Origin of the sequence: Nocardia sp. NPDC050718 (assembly GCF_040654235.1) — a bacterium.
Lineage (GTDB): Bacteria > Actinomycetota > Actinomycetes > Mycobacteriales > Mycobacteriaceae > Nocardia.
In genome coordinates this window covers 609,504-630,565 of sequence record NZ_JBFAHQ010000002.1, presented here as the reverse complement: position 1 = coordinate 630,565, position 21,062 = coordinate 609,504, and the positions used below count along the sequence as shown (strand labels likewise).

The window sequence follows — 21,062 nt, the reverse complement described above, 5'->3', positions numbered from 1 at the left end:
ATCCGGGCGCGCCGATCAGCCGATGTCGACCGGGTCGACCTGGACCCGCAGCGGGTCGTCGGACCGATGGGAGCTGCGGACCGCCTGCGCGGCGGTCAGGGCGCGGGCCAGGGGCGCGCCCGCGGATCGGCCGACCCGCAGCAGCATGCGCTCGACCTCGGCGGGCGAGTCGCCGCCGGAGAACGGCTTGCGCGCGGTCGGCGGCAGCGGGACCGGACCGAGCACCTCGGTGCCGTCGGGCAGCGCCGCCGCGTCGAGGAACTCCGCGATCGAGGCGGACGTGCCGTCGACGGCGGCCAGCCGCACGGCGGGCGGGAACCCCACCTCGGCGCGCGCCTCGAGTTCGGCCGCGGCGTGGTGTACCGGATCCCAGCGGACCAGCGCCTGGACGGTGGGCAGGGCCGGTTCGGCCATCACGATGACCTGCCCGCGCGGGCGGACCAGGGCGGCGGCGCCCATCCACCGCCGCAGCGTGTCCTCGCTCGCGCGCAGGTCGGCCCGGCCGAGCAGGGCCCAGCCGTCGAGCAGCAGCGCCACCCCGTAGCCGCCGCGCACCAGCGGTTCGGCACCGACCGTGGCGACGACCACCTGGGCGCCGGGCTCGACGGTGTCGATGACCTCCCCGCCGCCCGAGCCCCGGATCGGCACGCCGGGAAAGGCCCGGCCGAGTTCCTCGGCGGTGCGCGCCGCACCGATCACCATCGCCCGCAGTGCCCGCGCGCCGCAGGCCTGACAGCGGAAGGCCGCCTCGGTGATCCCACACCACTTGCACTGCGGGCTCGCCGCCTGACCGTCGGTCGAGTGCGGCAGGGACAGCGGCCCGTTGCAGTGCCGACAGCGGGCGGGCGTCCGGCATTTCGCACAGGCCAGCGAGGGGACATAGCCGCGCCGGGGCACCTGGACCAGGACCGCGGCGTTCTCCTTGATCGCCGCGCGGGCGGCCGCGAAGGCGACGCCGGGCATCCGGACCGCTCGCGCCAGCGCATCGCGTTCGAGGGCGAAATCGGTGTCGCCGGGCGCGCTGATCCGCGGCATCACCTCGCGCAGCACCTGACGTTCGGCGAGCAGGTCACGGGCCCAGCCGGATTCGACGACGGCCTGGATCTCGGCGGTGCGGGCGAACCCGGCGGCGACGAATGCCGCGCCCGTCTCGTGGGCCCGCAGCATCGCCACTTCCCTGGCATGCGGGTACGGGGCTCGCGGCTCGGCGTAGGTGTCGTCGCCGTCGTCCCAGATCGCGATCAGCCCGAGGTCGCACGCGGGCGCGAACACCGCAGCGCGGGTGCCGACCACGATGCGCGCCTGCCCACGCAGCACCGCCAGCCACCGCCGGTACCGCGCCGCCGGCCCCAGCCCCGCCGACAACCCGACCGCCGAATCCCCTACCAGCCGAACACATTCGGCGAGCAACCGATCCAGGTCACGCTGATCGGGCACCATCAGCACCGCGCTGCGCCCACTCGCCACCACCGTCGCGGCGAGTTCGGCCAAGCGGGCCGCCCAGTCCTCCCCGGGCAGCGCCTGCCACGCGGCCCGCGCACCCCGGCGCTGCCGCAACGCCCCGACGAACGCCTCGCCGTGCACATAGCGACTCCACGCCGAGGTATCGACGCTCGGTTCGGGCACCGCGTCGGTATCTCCACCGTCGGGACCGATCGCGGTCCGCCGCCCCACGGACTCGGCCCGCGCACCGGACGCGGCATCCACGGAATCGGCCGCGGCCGTCCGCTGCACCGCCTCAGCCTGCGCGCCGAGCGCTGCACCCTCCGAACCGGCCACAGTCGGCCGCCGCACAGCCTCGGCCCGCGCACCAGACGCTGCGCCCTCTGAACCGATCACGGTCGGCTGCTGTATCACCTCCGCCTGCGTGGCATCGCCGGACGCGTGCGCGGTGTCCGCGGGTTCTGTTGCGGCGGTGGACTTCTTGGTTCCGCCGGACTCGGTGCGGGCGTGGCGGGGTGGGATGGCCAGGCGCAGAACATCGGCGCGGGTGCCCGCGTAGCGGGCGGCGACGGCGGTGGCCAGGCGGAGCACGTCGGGGGTGAGGACGCGCTCCGGGGAGACGACGCGTTCGAGCTTCACCATCTTGCCGGTGTGCTCGCTCCGCGGAAGACGTTCGAGCAGGTATCCGTCGACGAGCCGCCCCGCGAAGCGGACCCGCACCCGCACGCCCGGCTGCGCGATCTCGTCCAGTTCCGGGGGGACCAGATAGTCGAAGTCACGGTCCAGGTGCGCAGGCGACAGCAGCGGGAGCACCCGAGCGATCGGGTGTCCCGCTGCTGTCGTCGTCTCGTCCGCTGCCACGCGGGCGGTGGGTCTTACAGGCCGACGGCCGCGCGCAGCTTGTCGGCGCGGTCCGTGTGCTCCCAGGGCAGGTCGACATCGGTACGGCCGAAGTGTCCGTAGGCCGCGGTCGGCGCGTAGATCGGGCGCAGCAGGTCCAGATCGCGGATGATCGCGCCCGGACGCAGGTCGAAGACCTCGGAGATGGCCGCCGAGATGCGGGCCGGGTCGACCTTCTCGGTGCCGAAGGTCTCGACGAACAGGCCGACCGGGGCCGACTTGCCGATCGCGTACGCGACCTGCACCTCGACGCGCTCGGCGAGCTCGGCGGCCACGACGTTCTTGGCGACCCAGCGCATGGCGTAGGCGGCCGAGCGGTCGACCTTCGACGGGTCCTTGCCGGAGAACGCGCCGCCACCGTGGCGGGCCATGCCGCCGTAGGTGTCGACGATGATCTTGCGGCCGGTCAGGCCCGCGTCGCCCATCGGGCCACCGAGCACGAACTTGCCGGTCGGGTTGACCAGCAGGCGGATGTCGGAGGTGTCCAGGGTCGGCAGGTTCAGATCGCCGAGGACGGCGTCGACGACCTTCGTCCGGATGTCGGGGGCCAGCAGGTTGTCCAGGTCGATATCGGCCGCGTGCTGGGTCGAGATGACCACGGTGTCGAGCCGGACCGGCTTGTCACCGTCGTATTCGATGGTGACCTGGGTCTTGCCGTCGGGGCGCAGGTACGGCAGCACGCCGGACTTGCGGACCTCGGTGAGCTTGCGCGAGAGCCGGTGCGCGAGCGCGATCGGCAGCGGCATCAGCTCGGGGGTGTCGGTGGTGGCGTAGCCGAACATCAGGCCCTGGTCACCGGCACCCTGACGCTCGATCTCGTCGTCGGACCCGCCGACGCGCGCCTCGTGCGAGGTGTCGACGCCCTGCGCGATATCGGGCGACTGGGCACCGATCGCGATGTTCACACCGCAGGAGTTGCCGTCGAAACCCTTTGCGGAGGAGTCGTATCCGATCTCGAGGACCTTTTCCCGGACGATCCGCGGGATGTCGGCGTAGGCGGAGGTGGTGACCTCGCCCGCGACATGGACCTGACCAGTGGTCACCAGAGTCTCCACCGCGACCCGGCTGCGCGGGTCAGCCGCGAGCAGCGCGTCGAGGATGGAATCGCTGATCGCGTCACAGATCTTGTCCGGATGCCCCTCCGTCACGGACTCACTGGTGAATAGCCGACTACCTGTCGTACGCACAGTTATTCCCTCTCCCTCAACGGGTTACTCGTGTCGGCTTGTGACGGTAACTTCTCGGTGCTACCGCACAACCCTTCTTCTCAGACTATTCCAAACCACCGACGAGGTGGCGCAGTGCACACAGACTGTCCCGGACTGTTCACCGAAGCGGCGAAGGCGCCCACGGACGGTGTCCGTACGCAGTACACTGCGCGACGATCATTGCAGCGCAACAGATCTCGCGAAGCTTTCGGCGACCGTACCCGGTCAGCGCAGCAGCGGGACGAGCGCGTCGAGCACCCGGCTGGCCAGCAGCGCCTTGGAGCCGTGATCGAGGGCCTGTTCGGTGCCGTCGGCACCGAGCAACCAGCCGTCGTTGGTGTCGACCTCGAACGCCTTGCCCTCCCCGACCGCGTTGACCACGAGCAGATCGCAGCCCTTCCTGGCCAGTTTGGCGCGCGCGTGGGTGAGCACGTCACCGTTGTCGTCGCCGGTCTCGGCGGCGAAGCCGACGATCGCGGTGCCGGCGAGCCTGCCGTCGGTGCGGGCGTCGACCAAGCCGGCGAGGATGTCCTCGTTCTTGGTCAGCGGGATCACGTCGGGCTCGTCAGCGCCCTTCTTGATCTTCGCAGCGGCGACATGGGTCGGACGGAAATCGGCCACCGCGGCCGCCATGATCACCGCGTCCGCGCCGAGCGCGTGCTTGTCGACCGCGGTCTTGAGCTGGTCGGCGGTGGTGATGTGGACCAGGTCCACGGCGGCGGGCGGCGCGAGCTCGATGGTGTTGCCCGCGATCAGCGTCACCTGGGCACCGCGCTGGGCGGCGACCCTGGCCAGGGCGTAGCCCTGCTTGCCCGAGCTGCGGTTGCCGAGGAAACGCACCGGATCGAGCGGTTCCCTGGTGCCACCGGCGGTGATCACCACGCGGCGACCGGTGAGGTCGCGGGGCAGCGCGTCGGGACGTTCGAGCAGCAGCGAGGCCAGACCGAAGATCTCCTCCGGCTCGGGCAGCCTGCCCGGACCGGTGTCGGTGCCGGTGAGCCGGCCCGACGCGGGTTCCATGACATTGGCGCCGTGCGCTCGCAGCGTCGCGACATTGGCCACCGTCGCCGGATGCTCCCACATCTCGGTGTGCATCGCGGGCGCGAACAGCACCGGACATCGAGCCGTCAGCAGGGTGGCGGTGAGCAGATCGTCGGCGCGGCCCTGAGCGGCGCGCGCCATCAGGTCCGCGGTGGCGGGGGCGATGACGACGAGATCGGCCTCCTGGCCGATCCGGACATGCGGCACCTCGGGCACGTCGGCGAACACGCCGGTGTGCACCGGCTGGCCGGACAGTGCCTCGAAGGTCGCCTTACCGACGAACTGCAGGGCCGACTCGGTGGGGATGACCCGCACCTGATGGCCGGTCTCGGTGAACCGGCGAACGAGGGCACACGCCTTGTAGGCGGCGATGCCCCCGCCGACCCCGACGACGATCCGCATGGTCTCTACGCCTCCGGAAAAGAGATTGTCACTCGCCCTCGGTGTGCTCGAGCAGGTCCGAGTGGATTTCACGCATGGCGACCGACAGCGGCTTCTCCTGCAGGCCGGGCTCGACCAGCGGGCCGACGTACTCGAGGATGCCGTCACCGAGCTGGTTGTAGTAATCGTTGATCTGACGCGCGCGCTTGGCGGCGTAGATCACCAGGGCGTACTTGGACGACGTGCGCTCGAGCAGCTCGTCGATCGGCGGGTTGGTGAGGCCGATCGGGGTGTCGTACGCGGGCGCGGCTGCGATGTCCGTACTCACTAGGGGAGGCTCCTGCGGGGTTAGTGGGTCAAGAACTCGAATTTGTGCTAACGAATAACGATACCAACTGCTCGCAGGCGGTCGTCACCTCGCTGTTCACGATGACCGTGTCGAACTCGTCACAGGCCGCCAATTCGACCCGGGCGGTCTCGAGTCTGCGCTCGATCACCTCGGGCGTCTCGGTGCCGCGGGACCGCAGGCGCGAGACCAGTTCTTCCCAGCTCGGCGGCGCGAGAAACACCAGCAGCGCTTCCGGCATCGCCTGCCGGACCGAGCGCGCACCGGCCAGATCGACCTCGAGCAGAACGTGATGTCCGGCCGCCAGTGCGTCCCGCACCGGGGCCGCGGGGGTGCCCGATCGCTGCAACCCCCCGTGGATGTCCGCCCATTCGAGCAGTTCGTCCGCCGCGATCATGGCGTCGAACTCGGCTCGGGAAACGAAACGGTAGTCCCGGCCGTCGACTTCCCCGGGCCGGGGGGCCCGGGTCGTCGCCGACACGCTGAATACCAGTTCGGGCAGGCGTTCCCGCACGCACCGCACGACCGTGGACTTACCCACGGCCGAGGGGCCGACCAGTACAACCAGCCGACCCTTCCGCGTGTGTTCGACCACCTGAATCAGGCGTCGAAGTCGAAGCGAGCCAGCAGCGCCTTGCGCTGACGGTCGCCCAGGCCACGGAGCCGCCGGGTGGGGGCGATCTCCAGCTCGGTCATGATCTCGGCAGCCTTGACCTTGCCCACCTTCGGCAGAGCCTCGAGCAGCGCAGAGACCTTCATCTTGCCGAGAATCTCGTCGGACTCGGCGTCGGTGAGGACCTGCTTCAGGTTGGTACCGCCACGCTTCAGGCGCTCCTTGAGCTCCGCCCGAGCACGGCGAGCGGCAGCCGCCTTCTCCAAAGCAGCGGCGCGCTGCTCGTCAGTCAGCTGGGGAAGGGCCACGGTTCCTCCGTCTCATCGTTCATTGCTAGATCTACCGCCGGTTACCCGGACGGTCTGTGCGACCGTACCCACGACGCCCGCCGATTGCGAACCCGACCCCCAGGTCAGGGCCGGATTACGGATGCCGTATGGGGCGCGCGGGCCCGATGCGGTGACCGGCGATTCTTCCGCCCCGATCGTACCGCCGAATTCAGAAAATGCACCCCCACCTGCGGTTATGCCGATTTGGGCGGTGTTAGCCATTCGGTTGCGCCCGCAGCGATCACAGGCCCCGCAAACCCGGTGGCGCGCGACCAGCGGGTTTCCGGAAAATCCCCGCGTGTCGCTGGATTTCACACCGCGTGTCGTCAAGATCGGGAACGAAATCGATCCAGAACGGCCCCCGTCGCGGTCGCGGTGACCTCGTCGACCCACCCCGGAATCGGCGCCGCCCGCGCGATGTAGTCGCGCACCAGACCGTACGGAATCGCCTTCACCGCGGCCTCCGCGACGGCGGTGGCCTCGGGGTCGGCGGCACCGAATTCGGTGACCACCGCGGCCAGCAGGGCGGCGTTCATGGCGTCGTTGACCGTGGCGATCTCGTGCTGGAGTTCTTCGGGACCGACCGCGAGCAGTTCGTCGCGATGGAACATCTTCATCGCCCTGGCCTCGGTCGGATGTTCGCGGCAGTAGCGCACCAGGTAGATCGCCGCGGCCAGCAGCGGCGACGGCCCGGCCAGCGCGTCGAGCAGCCCCTCGTGGAAGCGCCGGATCGAGCGCAGCCAGAGCCGGGCGAGCAGTTCGTCACGTGAGGCGAATCGCACATAGATCGACCCCGTGTGCACGCCCGCGGCCTGGCCGATCGCGGTGATCGCAGGCCGGGTGATCGCCGGATCGGCCAGCAGATCGCGGGCCGCGTCGAGCACCTGGTCGTCGGTGAAGAGCCGGGGTCTTGCCACCGCGTCAGCCTAGTGGCACAGTTTATGAATATGAATTCAAGAACTAGATTCCCCCTGGCTGGGGCGGCCTTGGTGGTCATCGCGACCGTCCACACGATCATGGGCGTCGCGCTGCTCGTGGCCGGTGATCAGGACACCGAGCTGTCGTTCTGGTTCACCCTGTTCGGGGTGCTCGGCATCGGGCTCGGGCTGGCCATGATCGAGCTGGAGCGAGTTCGCGGGTTCGTGCCCGGGTCGGTACTGCTCGCGTTGGCCGTGACGACCATTGCCGGACTGGTCTACATGCCGCTGTCGGGTTTCGTCACCCTGTTGGTGCCGCTCGGTGTGGGCGCGCTGGGCTGGTGGCGCGGGCGGATTCCCGCCGCGGCCGAGGCCTGACCGCGGCGGGCACGGGCTAGGCGTCGACCGCGCCCGCCCGCAGGTGCCGCAGGATCGCGAGCACGCGCCGGTTGTGCGCTTCGCCCGCGGGCAGGTCCAGCTTCGTGAAGATCGCGTTGATGTGCTTCTCGACGGCACTGCGGGTGACGAACAGCTGCTGACAGATGGCGGCATTGCTCAGGCCCTGCGCCATGAGCTCGAGCACCGCCCGCTCACGCTCGGTCAGCCGGTGCAGCGGCGAATCGGCGCGATTGCGCAGCAGCAGCTGACGCACCACTTCCGGATCGAAGGCGGTGCCGCCCGCGCCGACCCGCTCGACGGCCTCCAGGAACGCGCCGATCGCGGCGACCCGGTCCTTGAGCAGGTAGCCGATGCCGCCGGTGCCGGTCAGGAATTCCGCGGCGTGCCTGCGCTCGACGTACTGCGAGAGCACCAGGACCGCGATGCCGGGCTGCTCCCGGCGGATCTCGAGCGCCGCCCTGATGCCCTCGTCGACGTGGTCGGGCGGCATCCGGACATCGGCGATGACCAGATCGGGCGGCCGGACCCGCACGGCGGCCAGCAACTCGCTCGCGGTGCCGACGGAGTCGACGATCTCGTGGCCCTCGGCCGTCAGCAGCTGGGCCAGGCTCTCGCGCAGCAGCGCGGAATCCTCGGCCAGGGTTATCCGCACGGAACCTCCACGGTGATCGTCGTCGGGCCGCCCGGCGGGCTGTCCACTCGCATCGTGCCGTCCATCGCGGTGACGCGGGTGGCCATCCCCGCCAGCCCGTGGCCGGTGAGGTCGGCGCCGCCGATCCCGTCGTCGCGCACCCGCAGGCGCACGACCGGCCCGTCACGCTCGACACCGACCTCGACCGCCGTGGCCCCGGAGTGCTTGATGGCGTTGGTGATCGCCTCGCTGGCGGCGAAGTAGCAGGCCGATTCGACCGGCCGGGGCGCGCGCTCGGAGAGCGCGTAGTCGAGCCGGGTCGGCAGCGGGGTCCGGTCGGCCAGGGCTTCGAGCGCGGCGTGGAGTCCGTCACGGGCGAGCATGGCCGGGTAGATGCGCCACGACACCTCGCGCAGCTCGTCGAGGATGTGACCGGTCTCGGTGATCGCCCGCCGCTGCAGCTCGGCGCCGGCGGCACCGTCGGGCTCGCGTTCCAGCCGGCCGAGCAGGATCGACAGGGCGACGACGCGCTGCTGCACGCCGTCGTGCAGGTCGCGTTCGATGCGGCGGCGTTCGTCGTCGATGATGCCGACCACGTCGGCGCGGGTCGTGGTCAGCTGCGCCACCCGCTGGGCCAGCTCGCCCGGCCCCGGCCGCACGCTGCGCCGCAGCGCCCACGCGTCGGCGCGCACGACGCCGACCAGTCCCTGCACCCCGAGGAAGCACAGCACCGCGCCGGGCAGCAGCACCACCGCCACCGTCGTCCAGGTGATCTGGCCCGGTTCGGTGGCATCGACGATCGGCACCGCCGCGCCGGTGCTCGCGCCGTACACCAGGGCCGCCGCGGACACGACACCCGCACCGCAGAGCCCGAGCACCACGGCCCCGACCAGCCCGATCACGGCGCGGGCCGCCAGGTACCCGGCGGCCCGCGCGCCCCGGGGAGCAGCGGTCGGGGGAACACCGAGCAGGTGCGTCACCCGCCATCGCTCGATCGTCGCGACCCGATCGGTGAGCGGCATCGCGACCGGCGCGGCGAGTGCGGCGAGCAGATCGAGCGGGACGGTCGCGACACCGAGCAGGTACCCCGCGATCGCCGCGGCACTTCGCGACGATCGTGCCGGAGCAGAAACCATCTCCCGATCCTCCCCTGTCACAGCCACTTCGGCGACCGGCGTGCGGTCACGGCCCCTGGCCGTGCGAACAGCGACGGCGCGATGATCCCGGCCCCCGGCCGATCCCGGCGCACCGGAGGTGGTGCCGCGGTAGCTGTCGCGGTCATCGTCGGACACCGGCGCGCGGACGCCGGTCACGGAGGCGGCCGACGAGGAACCACGTCACAGCCACGAGCACCGCCGCGATGACCAGTTTCTGCAACACACCCGCGTAGGTCTCCACGACGTGCCAGTTCTCGCCGAGGGCGTACCCCGCGAACACGAAGACCGCGTTCCACAGCAGGCTGCCCGCCGTGGTCAGCACGGTGAAACGCCCGATCGGCATCCGTTCGACACCGGCCGGGATCGAGATCAGGCTGCGGAAGATCGGGATCATCCGGCCGAAGAACACCGCCTTGTCGCCGTGGCGGGCGAACCAGTCTTCGGTGCGGTCCAGGTCGGACAGGCGCACCAGTGGTAGCCGGTCGACGATCCGGCGGAGCCGATCGCGGCCGAGGGCGGCACCGAGTCCGTAGAGGGCGAGCGCGCCGAGAACCGACCCCAGCGTCGTCCACAGCAGCACCTCGGCCAGGCCGAACCGGCCGCGGCTCGCGGTGAATCCCGCCAGCGGCAGGATCACCTCGCTGGGCAGCGGCGGGAAGAGGTTCTCGAGCGCGATCGCGATACCGGCGCCGAGCCCGCCGAGCTGTTCCATCAGCTGGACCGCCCAGCCGGCGATGCCGGTGAGGCCGGTCGAATTCCCTGTCGTCTCCATGCTTTCGACGCTAGGGAGCAGGCCCGCGCCGGTCGGTAGCGTCGACCCCCCGGTCCGGGCGGGGCGACCGCAGTCCGGGGGTGGGGTTTTCCGCACCCCGATCGCGGGGCGTACACCCTCGTCGGCGGCGGATCCGCTGCCTAGCGTCGAATACCATGCGACAGAAGCTATTTCGTGCCTGCGTGGTCGTCCTGGGGACCGTTCTGGTGGCCACGACGGTGGCCGCCGCCGTCCTCGTGACGGCGCGGTGGCGGGTTGTCGGGCACATGGTCGAGGCGACAGCCCGATGGCACGGCACCGACGTCCTGCTGCGGGTCTCCGACGGAGAGCGACCTCGCGAGTGGCAGCACGGCGGCGACGGACGGCCCACACCGGACCCGCACAGCCGGTTCCGGATCGGCAGCATCACCAAGACCTTCGTCGCGACCGTGGTGCTGCAGCTGATGGACGAGGGCCGGATCCGCCTCGCCGACCCGATCGCGACACACCTGCCCGGCCTGATTCCGGGTGGCGACCGGATCACCGTGCGGCAGTTGATGAATCACACCAGCGGGCTGTACGACTACATGAAGGAGCCCGGACTGTCGACGAACCGCTGGCGCGGCGCCGACCGATTCCGCGGCTACGCGCCCCGCGATCTGGTCGCCGTCGCGACCGCGCACGAGCCCTACTTCGCGCCAGGCGCCCGCTTCCGCTACTCCAACACGAACTACGTCGTCCTCGGCCTGCTGATCGAGCGGCTGACCGGGCACCGCTACGGCGACGAGGTCCGCGACCGGATCCTCACCCCGCTGCGGCTCACCGCCACCACGATTCCCGGCGACGATCCCGCCATCCCCGCGCCCGCGCTGACCGCGCACCGCGACATCGACGGTGTCGGCCGCACGGAGGTCACCGAGATGAATCCGTCGCTGGACGGCGCGGCGGGCGAGATGATCTCCACCACCGCCGATCTGGACGCGTTCTTCGCGGCCCTGCTGGGCGGACGGCTGACCAGCCCCGCCGCGCTGGACCGGATGCGTGAAACCGTCCCGATGGGGATGGGGTTCCACTACGGCCTCGGCCTGCAGCGGTTCGACCCGCCGTGCGGCGACCGGCTGTGGGGACACGGCGGCGAGTTGCTCGGCTACGTGTCGTACGCGTTCCGCTCGACAGGGGGACGGTCGCTGACGATGGTGCTCGGCTCGGCGGATTCGTCGGACGCGCTGTCGCTGTTGGCCACGGTCACCGCCACCTACTGCCTCGCCTGACCGCGGTCCGCCGCCACGCGAACCGATCCGCCCCGCCGGATCGCGGGGCGCGGCCCATGGAAACGATCAGGCCGGGGGCAGCTTGTCGCTACCCCCGGCCTGTCGCGTTGTCGTCAGCCCTGGAGGAACGCGAACTCCTCCTGCAGGCGAGCCGTCTTGTCGCACAGCGCCGTGACCGACGGGCCGGCGCTCAGTACCTCGCGCGACACGTTGGGTACCACCGCGGCCAGGTTCGCCGCGGGGACCAGGGCGCGGATGGAGTCCGCTCCCCCGCCCTGCGCGCCGACACCGGGCATCAGGATGGGGCCGTTGAGGGCCGAGAGGTCCGGCGCCTCGGTGAGCGTCGCGCCGACGACCACACCGACCGAGCCGAAACCGTGGCCCGCGTTGCGCGCCGCCGCCTCGTCGACCATGGTCTGGGCGATCGTGCGACCGTCCGCGGCGGTGATCCGCTGGAGTTGCGCCCCTTCGGGATTCGACGTCGCCGCGAGGACGAACACGCCGCGATGATTGTCGTGCGCCAGGCTCAGCGCCGGGTCGAGGGACCCGAAACCGAGGTACGGCGAGACCGTCACGGCGTCGGAGCCCAGCGGGCCGTCACCGAGCCAGGCGTGCGCGTAGGCGTCCATGGTGGAGCCGATGTCGCCGCGCTTGGCGTCGGCCAGCACCAGGGTGCCCGAGGCCCGCAGCACCTCGATGGTGCGCTCGAGCACCGCGAGACCGCCCGAACCGTAGGTCTCGAAGAACGCGACCTGCGGCTTCACCAGGGCGACACGACCGTCGAAGGCCTCGACGCAGATCTCGGCGAACGCCTCGAGCCCGTCGACGTCCTCGGACAGCCCCCACGCCCGGAGCAGCCCGGGGTGGGGGTCGATGCCGACGCACAGCGGGCCGAATTCCCGCATGGCGTGCTGCAACCGGTGACCGAAGCTGTGCATGTCAGCCCCGCAGCACCGAGTGCAGCTGCTGCAGCGAGCGCACGCCGATGCCGCCGTTGATGCTCGCCTCGATGCCCTGCACCGCCGCGGCCGCGCCCTGCACAGTGGTGATGCACGGGATGTTCGCGCCCACCGCGGCGGTGCGGATCTCGTAGCCGTCCACGCGGGGGCCCGAGTTGCCGTAGGGGGTGTTGAACACGATGTCGATCTCGCCGTCGCGGATCTGCTCGACGATCGAGGCCTCCGGCATGCCGGTCGCCGGGTCGGTGGCTTCCGGGTCGGAGTGCTTGCGCACCTGCTCGCACGGAATGCCGTTGCGGCGCAGGGTTTCCGCGGTGCCCTCGGTGGCGAGGATGCGGAAGCCCAGGTCGTGCAGGCGCTTGATCGGGAACACCATGGCGCGCTTGTCACGGTTGGCGACGGAGACGAACACGGTGCCCTCGGTCGGCAGCGAGCCGTAGGCGGCGGCCTGGCTCTTGGCGAAGGCGGTGCCGAAGTCGGCGTCGATGCCCATGACCTCGCCGGTGGACTTCATCTCCGGGGAGAGCAGCGAGTCCACGCCGGAGCCGTCGGCACGACGGAACCGGTGGAAGGGCAGCACGGCTTCCTTCACCGCGACCGGCGCGTCCAGCGGCACGTGGCCGCCGTCGCCCTCGGGCGGCAGCATGCCTTCCTTGCGCAGGTCGGCGATGGACGCGCCGAGCATGACGCGCGCGCACGCCTTGGCCAGCGGCACCGCGGTCGCCTTGGAGACGAACGGCACCGTGCGGCTCGCGCGCGGGTTGGCCTCGAGCACGTAGAGGATGTCGTCCTTGAGCGCGTACTGCACGTTGAGCAGGCCCTTGACGCCGATGCCCTTGGCCAGCGCGATGGTGGAGCGGCGCACGGCCTCGATGTCGCTGCGGCCCAGGGTGATCGGGGGCAGCGCGCAGGCGGAGTCACCGGAGTGGATACCGGCTTCCTCGATGTGCTCCATGACGCCACCGAGGTAGACCTCCTCGCCGTCGCACAGGGCGTCGACGTCGATCTCGATGGCGTCTTCCAGGAAGCGGTCGACCAGCACCGGGTGCTCGGGGTTGAGCTCGGTGGCGCGGGAGATGTAGCCCTCGAGCGAGGTCTCGTCGTAGACGATCTCCATGCCGCGACCGCCGAGCACGTAGGACGGGCGCACCAGCACCGGGTAGCCGATCTCGGCGGCGATCTTCTTGGCCTGCTCGACCGTGGTGGCGGTGCCGTACTTGGGCGCGGGCAGGCCGGCGGCGACGAGCACGTCACCGAATTCGCCGCGGTCCTCGGCCAGGTCGATCGCGGCCGCGGAGGTACCGACGACCGGCACGCCCGCGTCGGTGAGCCGCTGCGCCAGGCTGAGCGGGGTCTGGCCGCCGAGCTGCACGATCACACCGGCGACGGTGCCCGACTCGGTTTCCGCGTGGTACACCTCGAGCACGTCCTCGAAGGTGAGCGGCTCGAAGTAGAGGCGGTCGGCGGTGTCGTAGTCGGTGGAGACGGTCTCGGGGTTGCAGTTGACCATGACGGTCTCGTAGCCCGCGGCCGAGAGCGTCTGGGCGGCGTGCACACACGAGTAGTCGAACTCGATGCCCTGACCGATGCGGTTCGGGCCCGAGCCGAGGATGATCACCTTGTCGCGCTCACGCTGCGGCGCGACCTCGGACTCCGCGCCGGGATCCAGCTCGTAGGAGCTGTAGTGGTACGGCGTCTTGGCCTCGAACTCGGCGGCACAGGTGTCGACGGTCTTGTAGACCGGGCGCACCCCCAGGCGGTGGCGCAGCGAGCGCACACCGGCCTCGCCCGCGAGCTCGGGCCGCAGGGCGGCGAGCTGGCGGTCGGACAGGCCGTAGTGCTTGGCGCGGCGCAGCAGGTCCTCGTCGAGCACCGGCGCGTCGAGGACTTCCTGGCGCAGCGTGACCAGTCCGGCGACCTCGGCGACGAACCACGGGTCGACACCGGAGGCCAGCGCGGTCTCTTCGATGCTCGCGCCGAGACGCAGCGCCCGCTCGACCTGGTAGATGCGGCCTTCGGTGGGTACGCGCAGGTCGGCGAGGATGGCCTCGATCGCCTCGCGCACCGACGTGGGATCGCTCGGGTCCTTCGGCGCCCACTGCCCGTCGTCGAGGGTCCAGAAGCTGGCGGCCTTGGTCTCGAGCGAGCGCAGCACCTTGCCGAGTGCCTCGGAGAAGTTGCGGCCCATCGACATCGCCTCGCCCACCGACTTCATGGTGGTGGTCAGCGTGGCGTCGGCGCCGGGGAACTTCTCGAACGCGAACCGCGGCGCCTTCACGACGACGTAGTCCAGGGTCGGCTCGAAGCAGGCCGGGGTCTCGCCGGTGATGTCGTTGACGATTTCGTCGAGGGTGTAGCCGATGGCCAGCTTGGCGGCGATCTTGGCGATCGGGAAGCCGGTGGCCTTCGAGGCCAACGCCGAGGAGCGCGAGACGCGCGGGTTCATCTCGATGACGATCAGGCGACCGTCCTTCGGGTCGACCGCGAACTGGATGTTGCAGCCGCCGGTGTCGACGCCGACCTCGCGCAGGATGGCGATGCCGAGATCGCGCATCTTCTGGTACTCGCGGTCGGTGAGCGTCATCGCCGGGGCGACGGTGACCGAGTCACCGGTGTGCACGCCCATCGGGTCGACGTTCTCGATGGAGCAGACGATCACGACATTGTCGCGGCCGTCGCGCATGAGCTCGAGCTCGAATTCCTTCCAGCCGAGGATGGACTCCTCGATCAGGACGTTCGCGGTCGGCGAGGCGGCCAGGCCGCCACCGGCGATGCGGTCGAGGTCCTCGTCGTTGTAGGCCATGCCGGAACCGAGGCCGCCCATGGTGAACGACGGGCGCACCACGACCGGGAAGCCGAGCTCGCCGACGGTCTCACGGACCTCGTCCATGGTGTAACAGACCCGGCTGCGGGCGCTCTCGCCGCCGACCTTGGCGACGATGTCCTTGAACTTCTGCCGGTCCTCACCACGCTGGATGGCCTCGAAGTCGGCGCCGATCAGCTCGACGTTGTACTTCTCCAGCACCCCGCGCTCGTGCAGCGCGACCGCGGTGTTGAGCGCGGTCTGCCCACCGAGGGTGGCCAGGATGGCGTCGGGACGCTCCTTGTCGATGACCTTCTCGACGAACTCCGGGGTGATCGGCTCCACGTAGGTGGAGTCGGCGAACTCGGGGTCGGTCATGATGGTCGCCGGGTTGGAGTTCACCAGCGATACGCGCAGTCCCTCGGACCGCAGCACCCGGCACGCCTGGGTACCGGAGTAGTCGAATTCGCACGCCTGGCCGATCACGATCGGGCCAGAGCCGATCACCAGGATGTGCTTCAGATCCTCGCGGCGAGGCATCAGGCTCCTTCCATGAGACCGGCGAAACGGTCGAACAGGTATGCGGCGTCGTGCGGGCCTGCGGCGGCCTCGGGGTGGTACTGCACCGAGAAGGCGCGACCGTCGATCAGTCGCACACCCTCGACGGTGCCGTCGTTGGCGCAGATGTGGGAGACCTCGGCCTTGCCGAAGGGGGTGTCGAACACCTCGCCCTTCTCGCCTTCCAGCGCGAAGCCGTGGTTCTGCGCGGTGATGGAGATGCGGCCGGTGCCCTCTTCGACCACCGGGATGTTGATGCCGCGGTGGCCGAACTTCATCTTGTAGGTGCTCCGCCCCAGCGCCCGGCCCAGGATCTGGTTGCCGAAGCAGATGCCGAACAGCGGGATCCCGCGCTCGAGCACACCCTGGGTCAGCGCGATCGCGCCGGTCTGGGTGGCCGGGTCGCCGGGGCCGTTCGAGAGGAACACGCCGTTGGGGTTCAGCGCCAGGATGTCGTCGAGGGAGGTGTTCGACGGCACCACGTGGGTGCGTACGCCGCGCTCGGCGAACATGCGCGGGGTGTTGGTCTTGATGCCCAGGTCGACCGCGACGACGGTGAAGCGATGGTCGCCGACCGGCTCGATCGTGTACATGCCGTCGGTGCTGACCTCTTCGGCGAGGTCGGCGCCCAGCATGGAGGGCTGGCTGTTGACGCGGGCCAGCAGCTCGTCGTCACCGGCCAGGGCGGCACCGGAGAAGATGCCCGCCTTCATCGAGCCGCGGGTGCGCAGGTGGCGCACGACCGCGCGGGTGTCGATGCCGGCGATGCCGACCACGTTCTGCTTGTCGAGCTGGTCCTGCAGGGTGCCGGTGGCGCGCCAGTTGGAGGAGATCGGCGAGGGGTCGCGCACGGCGTAGCCGGCGACCCAGATCTTGCCGGACTCGTCGTCCTCGTCGTTCCAGCCGGTGTTGCCGATCTGCGGGGCGGTGGCCACCACGATCTGGCGGTCGTAGCTGGGGTCGGTCAGGGTCTCCTGGTATCCGGTCATCGCGGTGCAGAACACCGCCTCGCCCAGGGTCTGGCCCTCGGCGCCGAAGGCGGTACCGCGGAACACGCGGCCGTCCTCCAGTACCAAGGCCGCTTTCACTTTGCTCATTCCTCGTCTCCCGTCGTCGCCCTGGTCGCATCCGCGGTCCATGCCGGGTACACCGTCTTGTCGTCGCCCCGGAATCCGGTATCGATCTCGGTTCCGGTCGGCAGTGTCCAGCGAATTACCAGCACACCATTCTCTGTCATCACTTTGCCCGCGTGGCCGCGTTCGGTCCGCACGGCGACCACGGATTCCTGCGGAATCCAGATCACCGTCGCCCCGTCGCGTTCGAGCAGGATTCCGCGTTCGAACCGCGTCAGTTCCGCGGTCGCCCGGAATCCCAGGTCACCGACCGCGATCCGGTCCTGCCAGCTGGGCGCGAGGGTGCTGCCCAGGTAGAGGCCGGTGGTCGGTTCCAGTAGTTGCGCGCCCAGCTCGGCGGGCACGGTCGGCAGCTCGCCGATCCGGGCCTGCTGCCGGGTGGCCTTCTTCTGCCAGGCTCGGTACATCAGCCACAGGCACAGGAGGAACAGGGCCAGACACCCCAGTACCCACAGAGTTCTTTCCACGTTCCTGGCCTCCCTAGATCCCGACCGCCTTGCCCTCGCGGGCAGTTACCCGGCCGCGCAGCACGGTGGCTGACACCTGGGCCGGGAACGTCATGTCCTCGAACGGGGTGTTGTTCGAGATGCTCGCCAGTTCGGCGCCGTGCACCGTCCACTCGGCGTCGGGGTCGATCAGCGTGAGGTTGGCGGGTTCACCGACGGCGATCGGGCGGCCGTGGTCGTCGAGGCCGACGATCGCGGCGGGCTTCTCGCTCATCACCCGGGCGACGCCGCGCCAGTCGAGCAGGCCGGGCTGGACCATCGTCTGCACGATGATCGACAGCGCCGTCTCCAGCCCCAGCATGCCGGGCCGGGCGGCCGCGAACTCGCAGCACTTGTCCTGCTCGGCGTGCGGGGCGTGGTCGGTGGCGACACAGTCGATGACGCCCTCGGCCAGTGCCTGGCGCAGGGCCGCCACGTCGGCGGACTCGCGCAGCGGCGGGTTCACCTTGTTGACCGCGTCGTAGGTCTCCAGGCGCGAGTCGTCGAGCAGCAGGTGGTGCGGGGTGACCTCGGCGGTGATCGAGATGCCCTGGGACTTGGCCCATTTCACCAGTTCGACGGTGCCCGCGGTGGAGGCGTGGCAGATGTGCACGCGGGCACCGGCGTCGCGGGCCAGCAGGGCGTCGCGCGCGACGATCGACTCCTCGGCGGCGCGCGGCCAGCCGGCCAGGCCGAGGCGGGCGGCGTTGGGGCCCTCGTGCGCGACGGCGCCCTTGGTCAGCCGCGGCTCCTCCGCGTGCTGGGCGATCAGCACGCCCAGCGAATTCGCGTATTCCAGCGCGCGGCGCATGATCAGCGGGTCGTAGACGCAGTGGCCGTCGTCGGAGAACATCTTGACCTGGCCGATACCCGCCGCCATGGTGCCCATCTCGGCGAGCTGCTTGCCCTCGAGCCCGACGGTGACCGCGCCGACCGGGAACACGTCGACCAGGCCGACCTCCTGGCCACGCCGCCACACGTGATCGGTGATGACGTGCGAGTCGGCCACCGGGCTGGTGTTGGCCATCGCGAACACCGCAGTGTAGCCACCCAGTGCCGCTGCGGCCGAACCGGTTTCGATGGTCTCGGTGTCTTCACGACCGGGCTCGCGCAGGTGGGTGTGCAGATCGACGAAGCCGGGCAGCAGGATCTGGCCGTCGCCGTCGATCACCTCCGCGCCCGCCGAAGCCTCGATGCCGGAACCGATCTCGGCGATGACGCTGTCGCGCACCAGCACGTCGACCGGCTCGCCCTCGCCGTAGGGCCGGACATTCTTGATCAGCAATTCACTCACGCCGCCACCTCCTGGGTGCCGACGAGCAGCCGGAACAACACGGCCATCCGCATGTGCACTCCGTTCGTCACCTGTTGCAGGACTGCCGCTTTCGGCGAATCGGCGACCGCCGAGGCGATCTCCATGCCGCGCAGCATCGGACCGGGGTGCAGCACCACCGCGTCGTCGCCGAGCAGGCCCATCCGCCGTTCGGACAGTCCGTAGTTGATCGAGTACTCGCGGGCCGACGGGAAGAAGCCGCCGTTCATCCGCTCGGCCTGCACGCGCAGCATCATGACCGCATCGGCGCCGGGCAGTTCCGCGTCCAGCGAGGTCGCGACCCGGCACGGCCAGCTGTCCACGCCCACCGGCAGCAGCGTGCGCGGCGCGACCAGCACCACTTCGGCGCCGAGGGTGTTGAGCAGCAAGACATTCGAGCGCGCGACCCGGCTGTGCAGGATGTCGCCGACCAGCACGATCCGCTTGCCGTCGATGTCGCCGAGACGCTGGCGCAGGGTCAGCGCATCGAGCAGTGCCTGAGTGGGGTGCTGGTGGGTACCGTCGCCCGCGTTGATGATCGAGGGGGCGGCGCGGTTCTCCTCGCGCGCCCACTGCTCCATCCAGCGCGCGATCTGGTGCGCGGCGCCGGAGGCCGGGTGGCGCACGATCAGCGCGTCGGCACCCGCCGCGTGCAGGGTGAGCGCGGTGTCGCGCAGGGATTCGCCCTTGGAGACCGAGGAACTCGACGCGCTCACGTTGATCACGTCGGCGCTCATCCACTTGCCCGCGACCTCGAACGACACCCGGGTGCGGGTGGAGTTCTCGTAGAACACCGTCATCACGGTGCGGCCGCGCAGCGTCGGCAGCTTCTTCACCTCGCGGCCGAGCAGGGCCTGTTCGAAGCGCTCGGCTTCGTCGAGGAGTTCGGTGGCGGTGCCGCGATCCAGGTCGGCCACCGTCAACAAATGCTTCACTGCTGCGCCTCCTGGTGCAGGTACACACCGTCGTGTCCGTCGTGCTCGGTCAGCAGGACCGAGATGTCCTCGGCGCGCGAGGTCGGCACGTTCTTGCCGACGTAGTCGGCGCGGATCGGCAGTTCGCGGTGGCCGCGGTCGATGAGCACCGCGAGCTGGACCGCGCGCGGGCGGCCGAGGTCGCGCAGGCCGTCGAGGGCCGAGCGGACGGTGCGGCCGGAGAACAGCACGTCGTCGACGAGGACGACGAGGGCGTTCTCGATCCCGCCGTCGGGCACCGAGGTCCGCTCGAGCGGACGGTGCGGACGGCTGCGCAGGTCGTCGCGGTAGAGGGTGATGTCGAGCGAGCCGAGCGCGGGCCGCACGCCGGAGAATTCCTCGATCTTGGCGGCGAGCCGGTTGGCCAGCGTGGTGCCGCGGGTCGGGATGCCCATGAGAACCACCCGCGGTGCGTCGGCGTCGCCGGAATCCAGGGCGGTCTTCTCGATGATCTGATGCGCGATGCGCGCGACGGTCCGGTTCACGTCCGACGGCGACAACAGCTCGCGGCCGGCTGCCACCCACTCGGGAGTGTGCCGCTGCGATGTTTCGCCCGCGCCGGTTCTGGCCGCCCGTTCGGGCACAGCCATGCCGACCTCCTTCCCCGCCTCACCGGACGGTCCGTTAAAGGATGCCTAACTCGCGCTCCACCCTATCAGCGTCCCGACCGGCCTTTGACCAGGTAGGCCCACCTGTGAGCGCGACCACGACGCCCCACCCCACCCCGCCACGTGCGGCCCCGATCACACCCCACCCGAAACCCCTGTGAGCGCTGCGGTTTCACCTCCCACCCGACCCGGCTCCCCCACGAGCACACGTGACGCCATTCACGAACCACCCGACCGGCCACCGTCGCCCGCTCGACCAGCCTCGGGCAGCGGCTGTCGCGATGAGCGCTTGTCGGTGTGAGGAGGGCCGACTAGACTGTGACGCGCACCACACCCGTTCGCCCGGATGTGGTGCCGATCTTCAGCGCACAGCGTGGCCCGATCGGAGCGCCGGGTCACGGCGATCTTCTTCGGCCGGTTCGTCGACGAGCCGGGTTCGATCGTCGCTCCCCTTCGGCTCGACCGCCCGAGCGGTGCGGACGAGCGATTCCGTGCACCCTTCCGCACGACCATTCGGCAAGGAGATGACGTCATGGCTGTTGCCGTCGAACTCGATTTCCCCGGCGCGACGCTGGAGCAGTACGACCAGGTGCTGGAGAAGATGGGCTTCACCCACGGGGGCACCGGCGGGCCCGGGATGATCTTCCATGTGGTGCGCAAGACCGACGACGGGTTCCATGTCACCGATGTGTGGGAGTCCGCTGCCCAGTTCCAGGAGTTCGCGGAGACCACGATCCGGCCGCTCAGCCAGGAGGTCGGCCTGACCGCGGAGCCGGTCATCACGATCCACGAGGCCCACAACTTCCTGACGCGGGGCTGAGCCGCTCGCCGACCGTGACGCGG

20 protein-coding genes are annotated in these 21,062 nt (G+C 70.4%); 3 read left to right on the top strand and 17 right to left on the bottom strand.

Annotated features, from left to right (window positions below; all coding sequences use genetic code 11):
- Positions 1-15: 15 nt before the first annotated feature.
- The 7 genes from AB0H54_RS12385 to AB0H54_RS12355 all read right to left on the bottom strand — a co-directional run bounded on the left by AB0H54_RS12385 (position 16) and on the right by AB0H54_RS12355 (position 7,178).
- Entirely contained in the window at positions 16-2,304 is a 2,289-nt protein-coding gene (locus tag AB0H54_RS12385; protein WP_357345109.1) for a primosomal protein N', read from the bottom strand.
- A gap of 14 nt (positions 2,305-2,318) precedes the next feature.
- On the bottom strand, positions 2,319-3,530 hold the full coding sequence (gene metK / locus AB0H54_RS12380) for a methionine adenosyltransferase (RefSeq protein WP_357345107.1): 1,212 nt from the start codon (positions 3,528-3,530) through the stop codon (positions 2,319-2,321).
- A gap of 246 nt (positions 3,531-3,776) precedes the next feature.
- A complete protein-coding gene (gene coaBC / locus AB0H54_RS12375) occupies positions 3,777-4,994 on the bottom strand; it encodes a bifunctional phosphopantothenoylcysteine decarboxylase/phosphopantothenate--cysteine ligase CoaBC (RefSeq protein ID WP_218721690.1) in 1,218 nt (405 codons plus the stop codon).
- 28 nt (positions 4,995-5,022) lie between these two features.
- Entirely contained in the window at positions 5,023-5,301 is a 279-nt protein-coding gene (rpoZ, locus tag AB0H54_RS12370) for a DNA-directed RNA polymerase subunit omega (RefSeq protein ID WP_110035543.1), read from the bottom strand.
- A 28-nt stretch (positions 5,302-5,329) separates the two neighbouring features.
- Positions 5,330-5,914, bottom strand: coding sequence for a guanylate kinase (gene gmk / locus AB0H54_RS12365; protein ID WP_357345105.1), 585 nt, complete (start codon positions 5,912-5,914; stop codon positions 5,330-5,332).
- A gap of 5 nt (positions 5,915-5,919) precedes the next feature.
- Entirely contained in the window at positions 5,920-6,240 is a 321-nt protein-coding gene (gene mihF, locus AB0H54_RS12360) for an integration host factor, actinobacterial type (RefSeq protein ID WP_043653536.1), read from the bottom strand.
- Positions 6,241-6,587: 347 nt separating this feature from the next.
- The gene (locus tag AB0H54_RS12355) at positions 6,588-7,178 is read right to left on the bottom strand and encodes a TetR/AcrR family transcriptional regulator (RefSeq protein ID WP_357345103.1); all 591 of its coding nucleotides are present in this window, start codon (positions 7,176-7,178) and stop codon (positions 6,588-6,590) included.
- A 24-nt stretch (positions 7,179-7,202) separates the two neighbouring features.
- Here AB0H54_RS12355 and AB0H54_RS12350 point away from each other — a divergent pair, with 24 nt between their 5' ends.
- Positions 7,203-7,556, top strand: coding sequence for a DUF6463 family protein (locus AB0H54_RS12350; protein ID WP_357345101.1), 354 nt, complete (start codon positions 7,203-7,205; stop codon positions 7,554-7,556).
- Positions 7,557-7,572: 16 nt separating this feature from the next.
- On the opposite strand, the gene AB0H54_RS12345 is transcribed toward AB0H54_RS12350, so the two are convergent.
- From AB0H54_RS12345 to AB0H54_RS12335, 3 genes are all read right to left on the bottom strand, one after another.
- Entirely contained in the window at positions 7,573-8,229 is a 657-nt protein-coding gene (locus AB0H54_RS12345; protein ID WP_357345099.1) for a response regulator transcription factor, read from the bottom strand.
- Positions 8,220-9,344 (bottom strand): ATP-binding protein, encoded by a 1,125-nt coding sequence (locus AB0H54_RS12340; protein ID WP_357345097.1) that lies wholly within the window; start codon positions 9,342-9,344, stop codon positions 8,220-8,222. The genes AB0H54_RS12345 and AB0H54_RS12340 overlap by 10 nt, the downstream gene beginning before the upstream one ends.
- Before the next feature lie 142 nt (positions 9,345-9,486).
- Positions 9,487-10,137 (bottom strand): DedA family protein, encoded by a 651-nt coding sequence (locus AB0H54_RS12335; RefSeq protein ID WP_357345095.1) that lies wholly within the window; start codon positions 10,135-10,137, stop codon positions 9,487-9,489.
- 155 nt (positions 10,138-10,292) lie between these two features.
- Here AB0H54_RS12335 and AB0H54_RS12330 point away from each other — a divergent pair, with 155 nt between their 5' ends.
- Positions 10,293-11,387, top strand: coding sequence for a serine hydrolase domain-containing protein (locus tag AB0H54_RS12330; protein ID WP_357345093.1), 1,095 nt, complete (start codon positions 10,293-10,295; stop codon positions 11,385-11,387).
- A 113-nt stretch (positions 11,388-11,500) separates the two neighbouring features.
- On the opposite strand, the gene pyrF is transcribed toward AB0H54_RS12330, so the two are convergent.
- Genes pyrF through pyrR form a run of 7 tightly spaced genes read right to left on the bottom strand, consistent with a single transcriptional unit; the run spans position 11,501 to position 20,201 of the window.
- A complete protein-coding gene (gene pyrF / locus AB0H54_RS12325) occupies positions 11,501-12,325 on the bottom strand; it encodes an orotidine-5'-phosphate decarboxylase (protein WP_357345092.1) in 825 nt (274 codons plus the stop codon).
- Position 12,326: 1 nt separating this feature from the next.
- A complete protein-coding gene (carB, locus tag AB0H54_RS12320) occupies positions 12,327-15,689 on the bottom strand; it encodes a carbamoyl-phosphate synthase large subunit (protein WP_357345091.1) in 3,363 nt (1,120 codons plus the stop codon).
- A complete protein-coding gene (gene carA / locus AB0H54_RS12315; protein WP_357345089.1) occupies positions 15,689-16,804 on the bottom strand; it encodes a glutamine-hydrolyzing carbamoyl-phosphate synthase small subunit in 1,116 nt (371 codons plus the stop codon). Before carA ends, carB begins: the two co-directional genes overlap by 1 nt.
- A complete protein-coding gene (locus tag AB0H54_RS12310; protein ID WP_357345087.1) occupies positions 16,801-17,307 on the bottom strand; it encodes a transporter in 507 nt (168 codons plus the stop codon). Before AB0H54_RS12310 ends, carA begins: the two co-directional genes overlap by 4 nt.
- Before the next feature lie 13 nt (positions 17,308-17,320).
- Positions 17,321-18,619 carry a dihydroorotase gene (locus tag AB0H54_RS12305; RefSeq protein WP_357345086.1) on the bottom strand — a complete coding sequence of 433 codons (1,299 nt, stop codon included), beginning with the start codon at positions 18,617-18,619 and terminating at the stop codon, positions 17,321-17,323.
- Complete coding sequence (locus AB0H54_RS12300; RefSeq protein WP_357345084.1) at positions 18,616-19,572, bottom strand: aspartate carbamoyltransferase catalytic subunit; 957 nt, start codon at positions 19,570-19,572, stop codon at positions 18,616-18,618. The genes AB0H54_RS12305 and AB0H54_RS12300 overlap by 4 nt, the downstream gene beginning before the upstream one ends.
- Positions 19,569-20,201, bottom strand: coding sequence for a bifunctional pyr operon transcriptional regulator/uracil phosphoribosyltransferase PyrR (pyrR, locus tag AB0H54_RS12295; protein ID WP_355281373.1), 633 nt, complete (start codon positions 20,199-20,201; stop codon positions 19,569-19,571). The genes AB0H54_RS12300 and pyrR overlap by 4 nt, the downstream gene beginning before the upstream one ends.
- 550 nt (positions 20,202-20,751) lie before the next feature.
- On the opposite strand from pyrR, the gene AB0H54_RS12290 reads away from it, so the two are divergent.
- Complete coding sequence (locus tag AB0H54_RS12290; RefSeq protein ID WP_357345082.1) at positions 20,752-21,039, top strand: hypothetical protein; 288 nt, start codon at positions 20,752-20,754, stop codon at positions 21,037-21,039.
- The last annotated feature ends 23 nt before the right edge of the window (positions 21,040-21,062 follow it).

Coding starts and splice junctions, on each gene's coding strand:
- coaBC (WP_218721690.1), bottom strand. CDS start 4,994: ATGCGGATCGTCGTCGGGGTCGGCGGGGGCATCGCCGCCTACAAGGCG.
- AB0H54_RS12350 (WP_357345101.1), top strand. CDS start 7,203: ATGAATATGAATTCAAGAACTAGATTCCCCCTGGCTGGGGCGGCCTTG.
- AB0H54_RS12340 (WP_357345097.1), bottom strand. CDS start 9,344: ATGGTTTCTGCTCCGGCACGATCGTCGCGAAGTGCCGCGGCGATCGCG.
- AB0H54_RS12335 (WP_357345095.1), bottom strand. CDS start 10,137: ATGGAGACGACAGGGAATTCGACCGGCCTCACCGGCATCGCCGGCTGG.
- AB0H54_RS12330 (WP_357345093.1), top strand. CDS start 10,293: ATGCGACAGAAGCTATTTCGTGCCTGCGTGGTCGTCCTGGGGACCGTT.
- pyrF (WP_357345092.1), bottom strand. CDS start 12,325: ATGCACAGCTTCGGTCACCGGTTGCAGCACGCCATGCGGGAATTCGGC.
- carB (WP_357345091.1), bottom strand. CDS start 15,689: ATGCCTCGCCGCGAGGATCTGAAGCACATCCTGGTGATCGGCTCTGGC.
- carA (WP_357345089.1), bottom strand. CDS start 16,804: ATGAGCAAAGTGAAAGCGGCCTTGGTACTGGAGGACGGCCGCGTGTTC.
- pyrR (WP_355281373.1), bottom strand. CDS start 20,201: ATGGCTGTGCCCGAACGGGCGGCCAGAACCGGCGCGGGCGAAACATCG.
- AB0H54_RS12290 (WP_357345082.1), top strand. CDS start 20,752: ATGGCTGTTGCCGTCGAACTCGATTTCCCCGGCGCGACGCTGGAGCAG.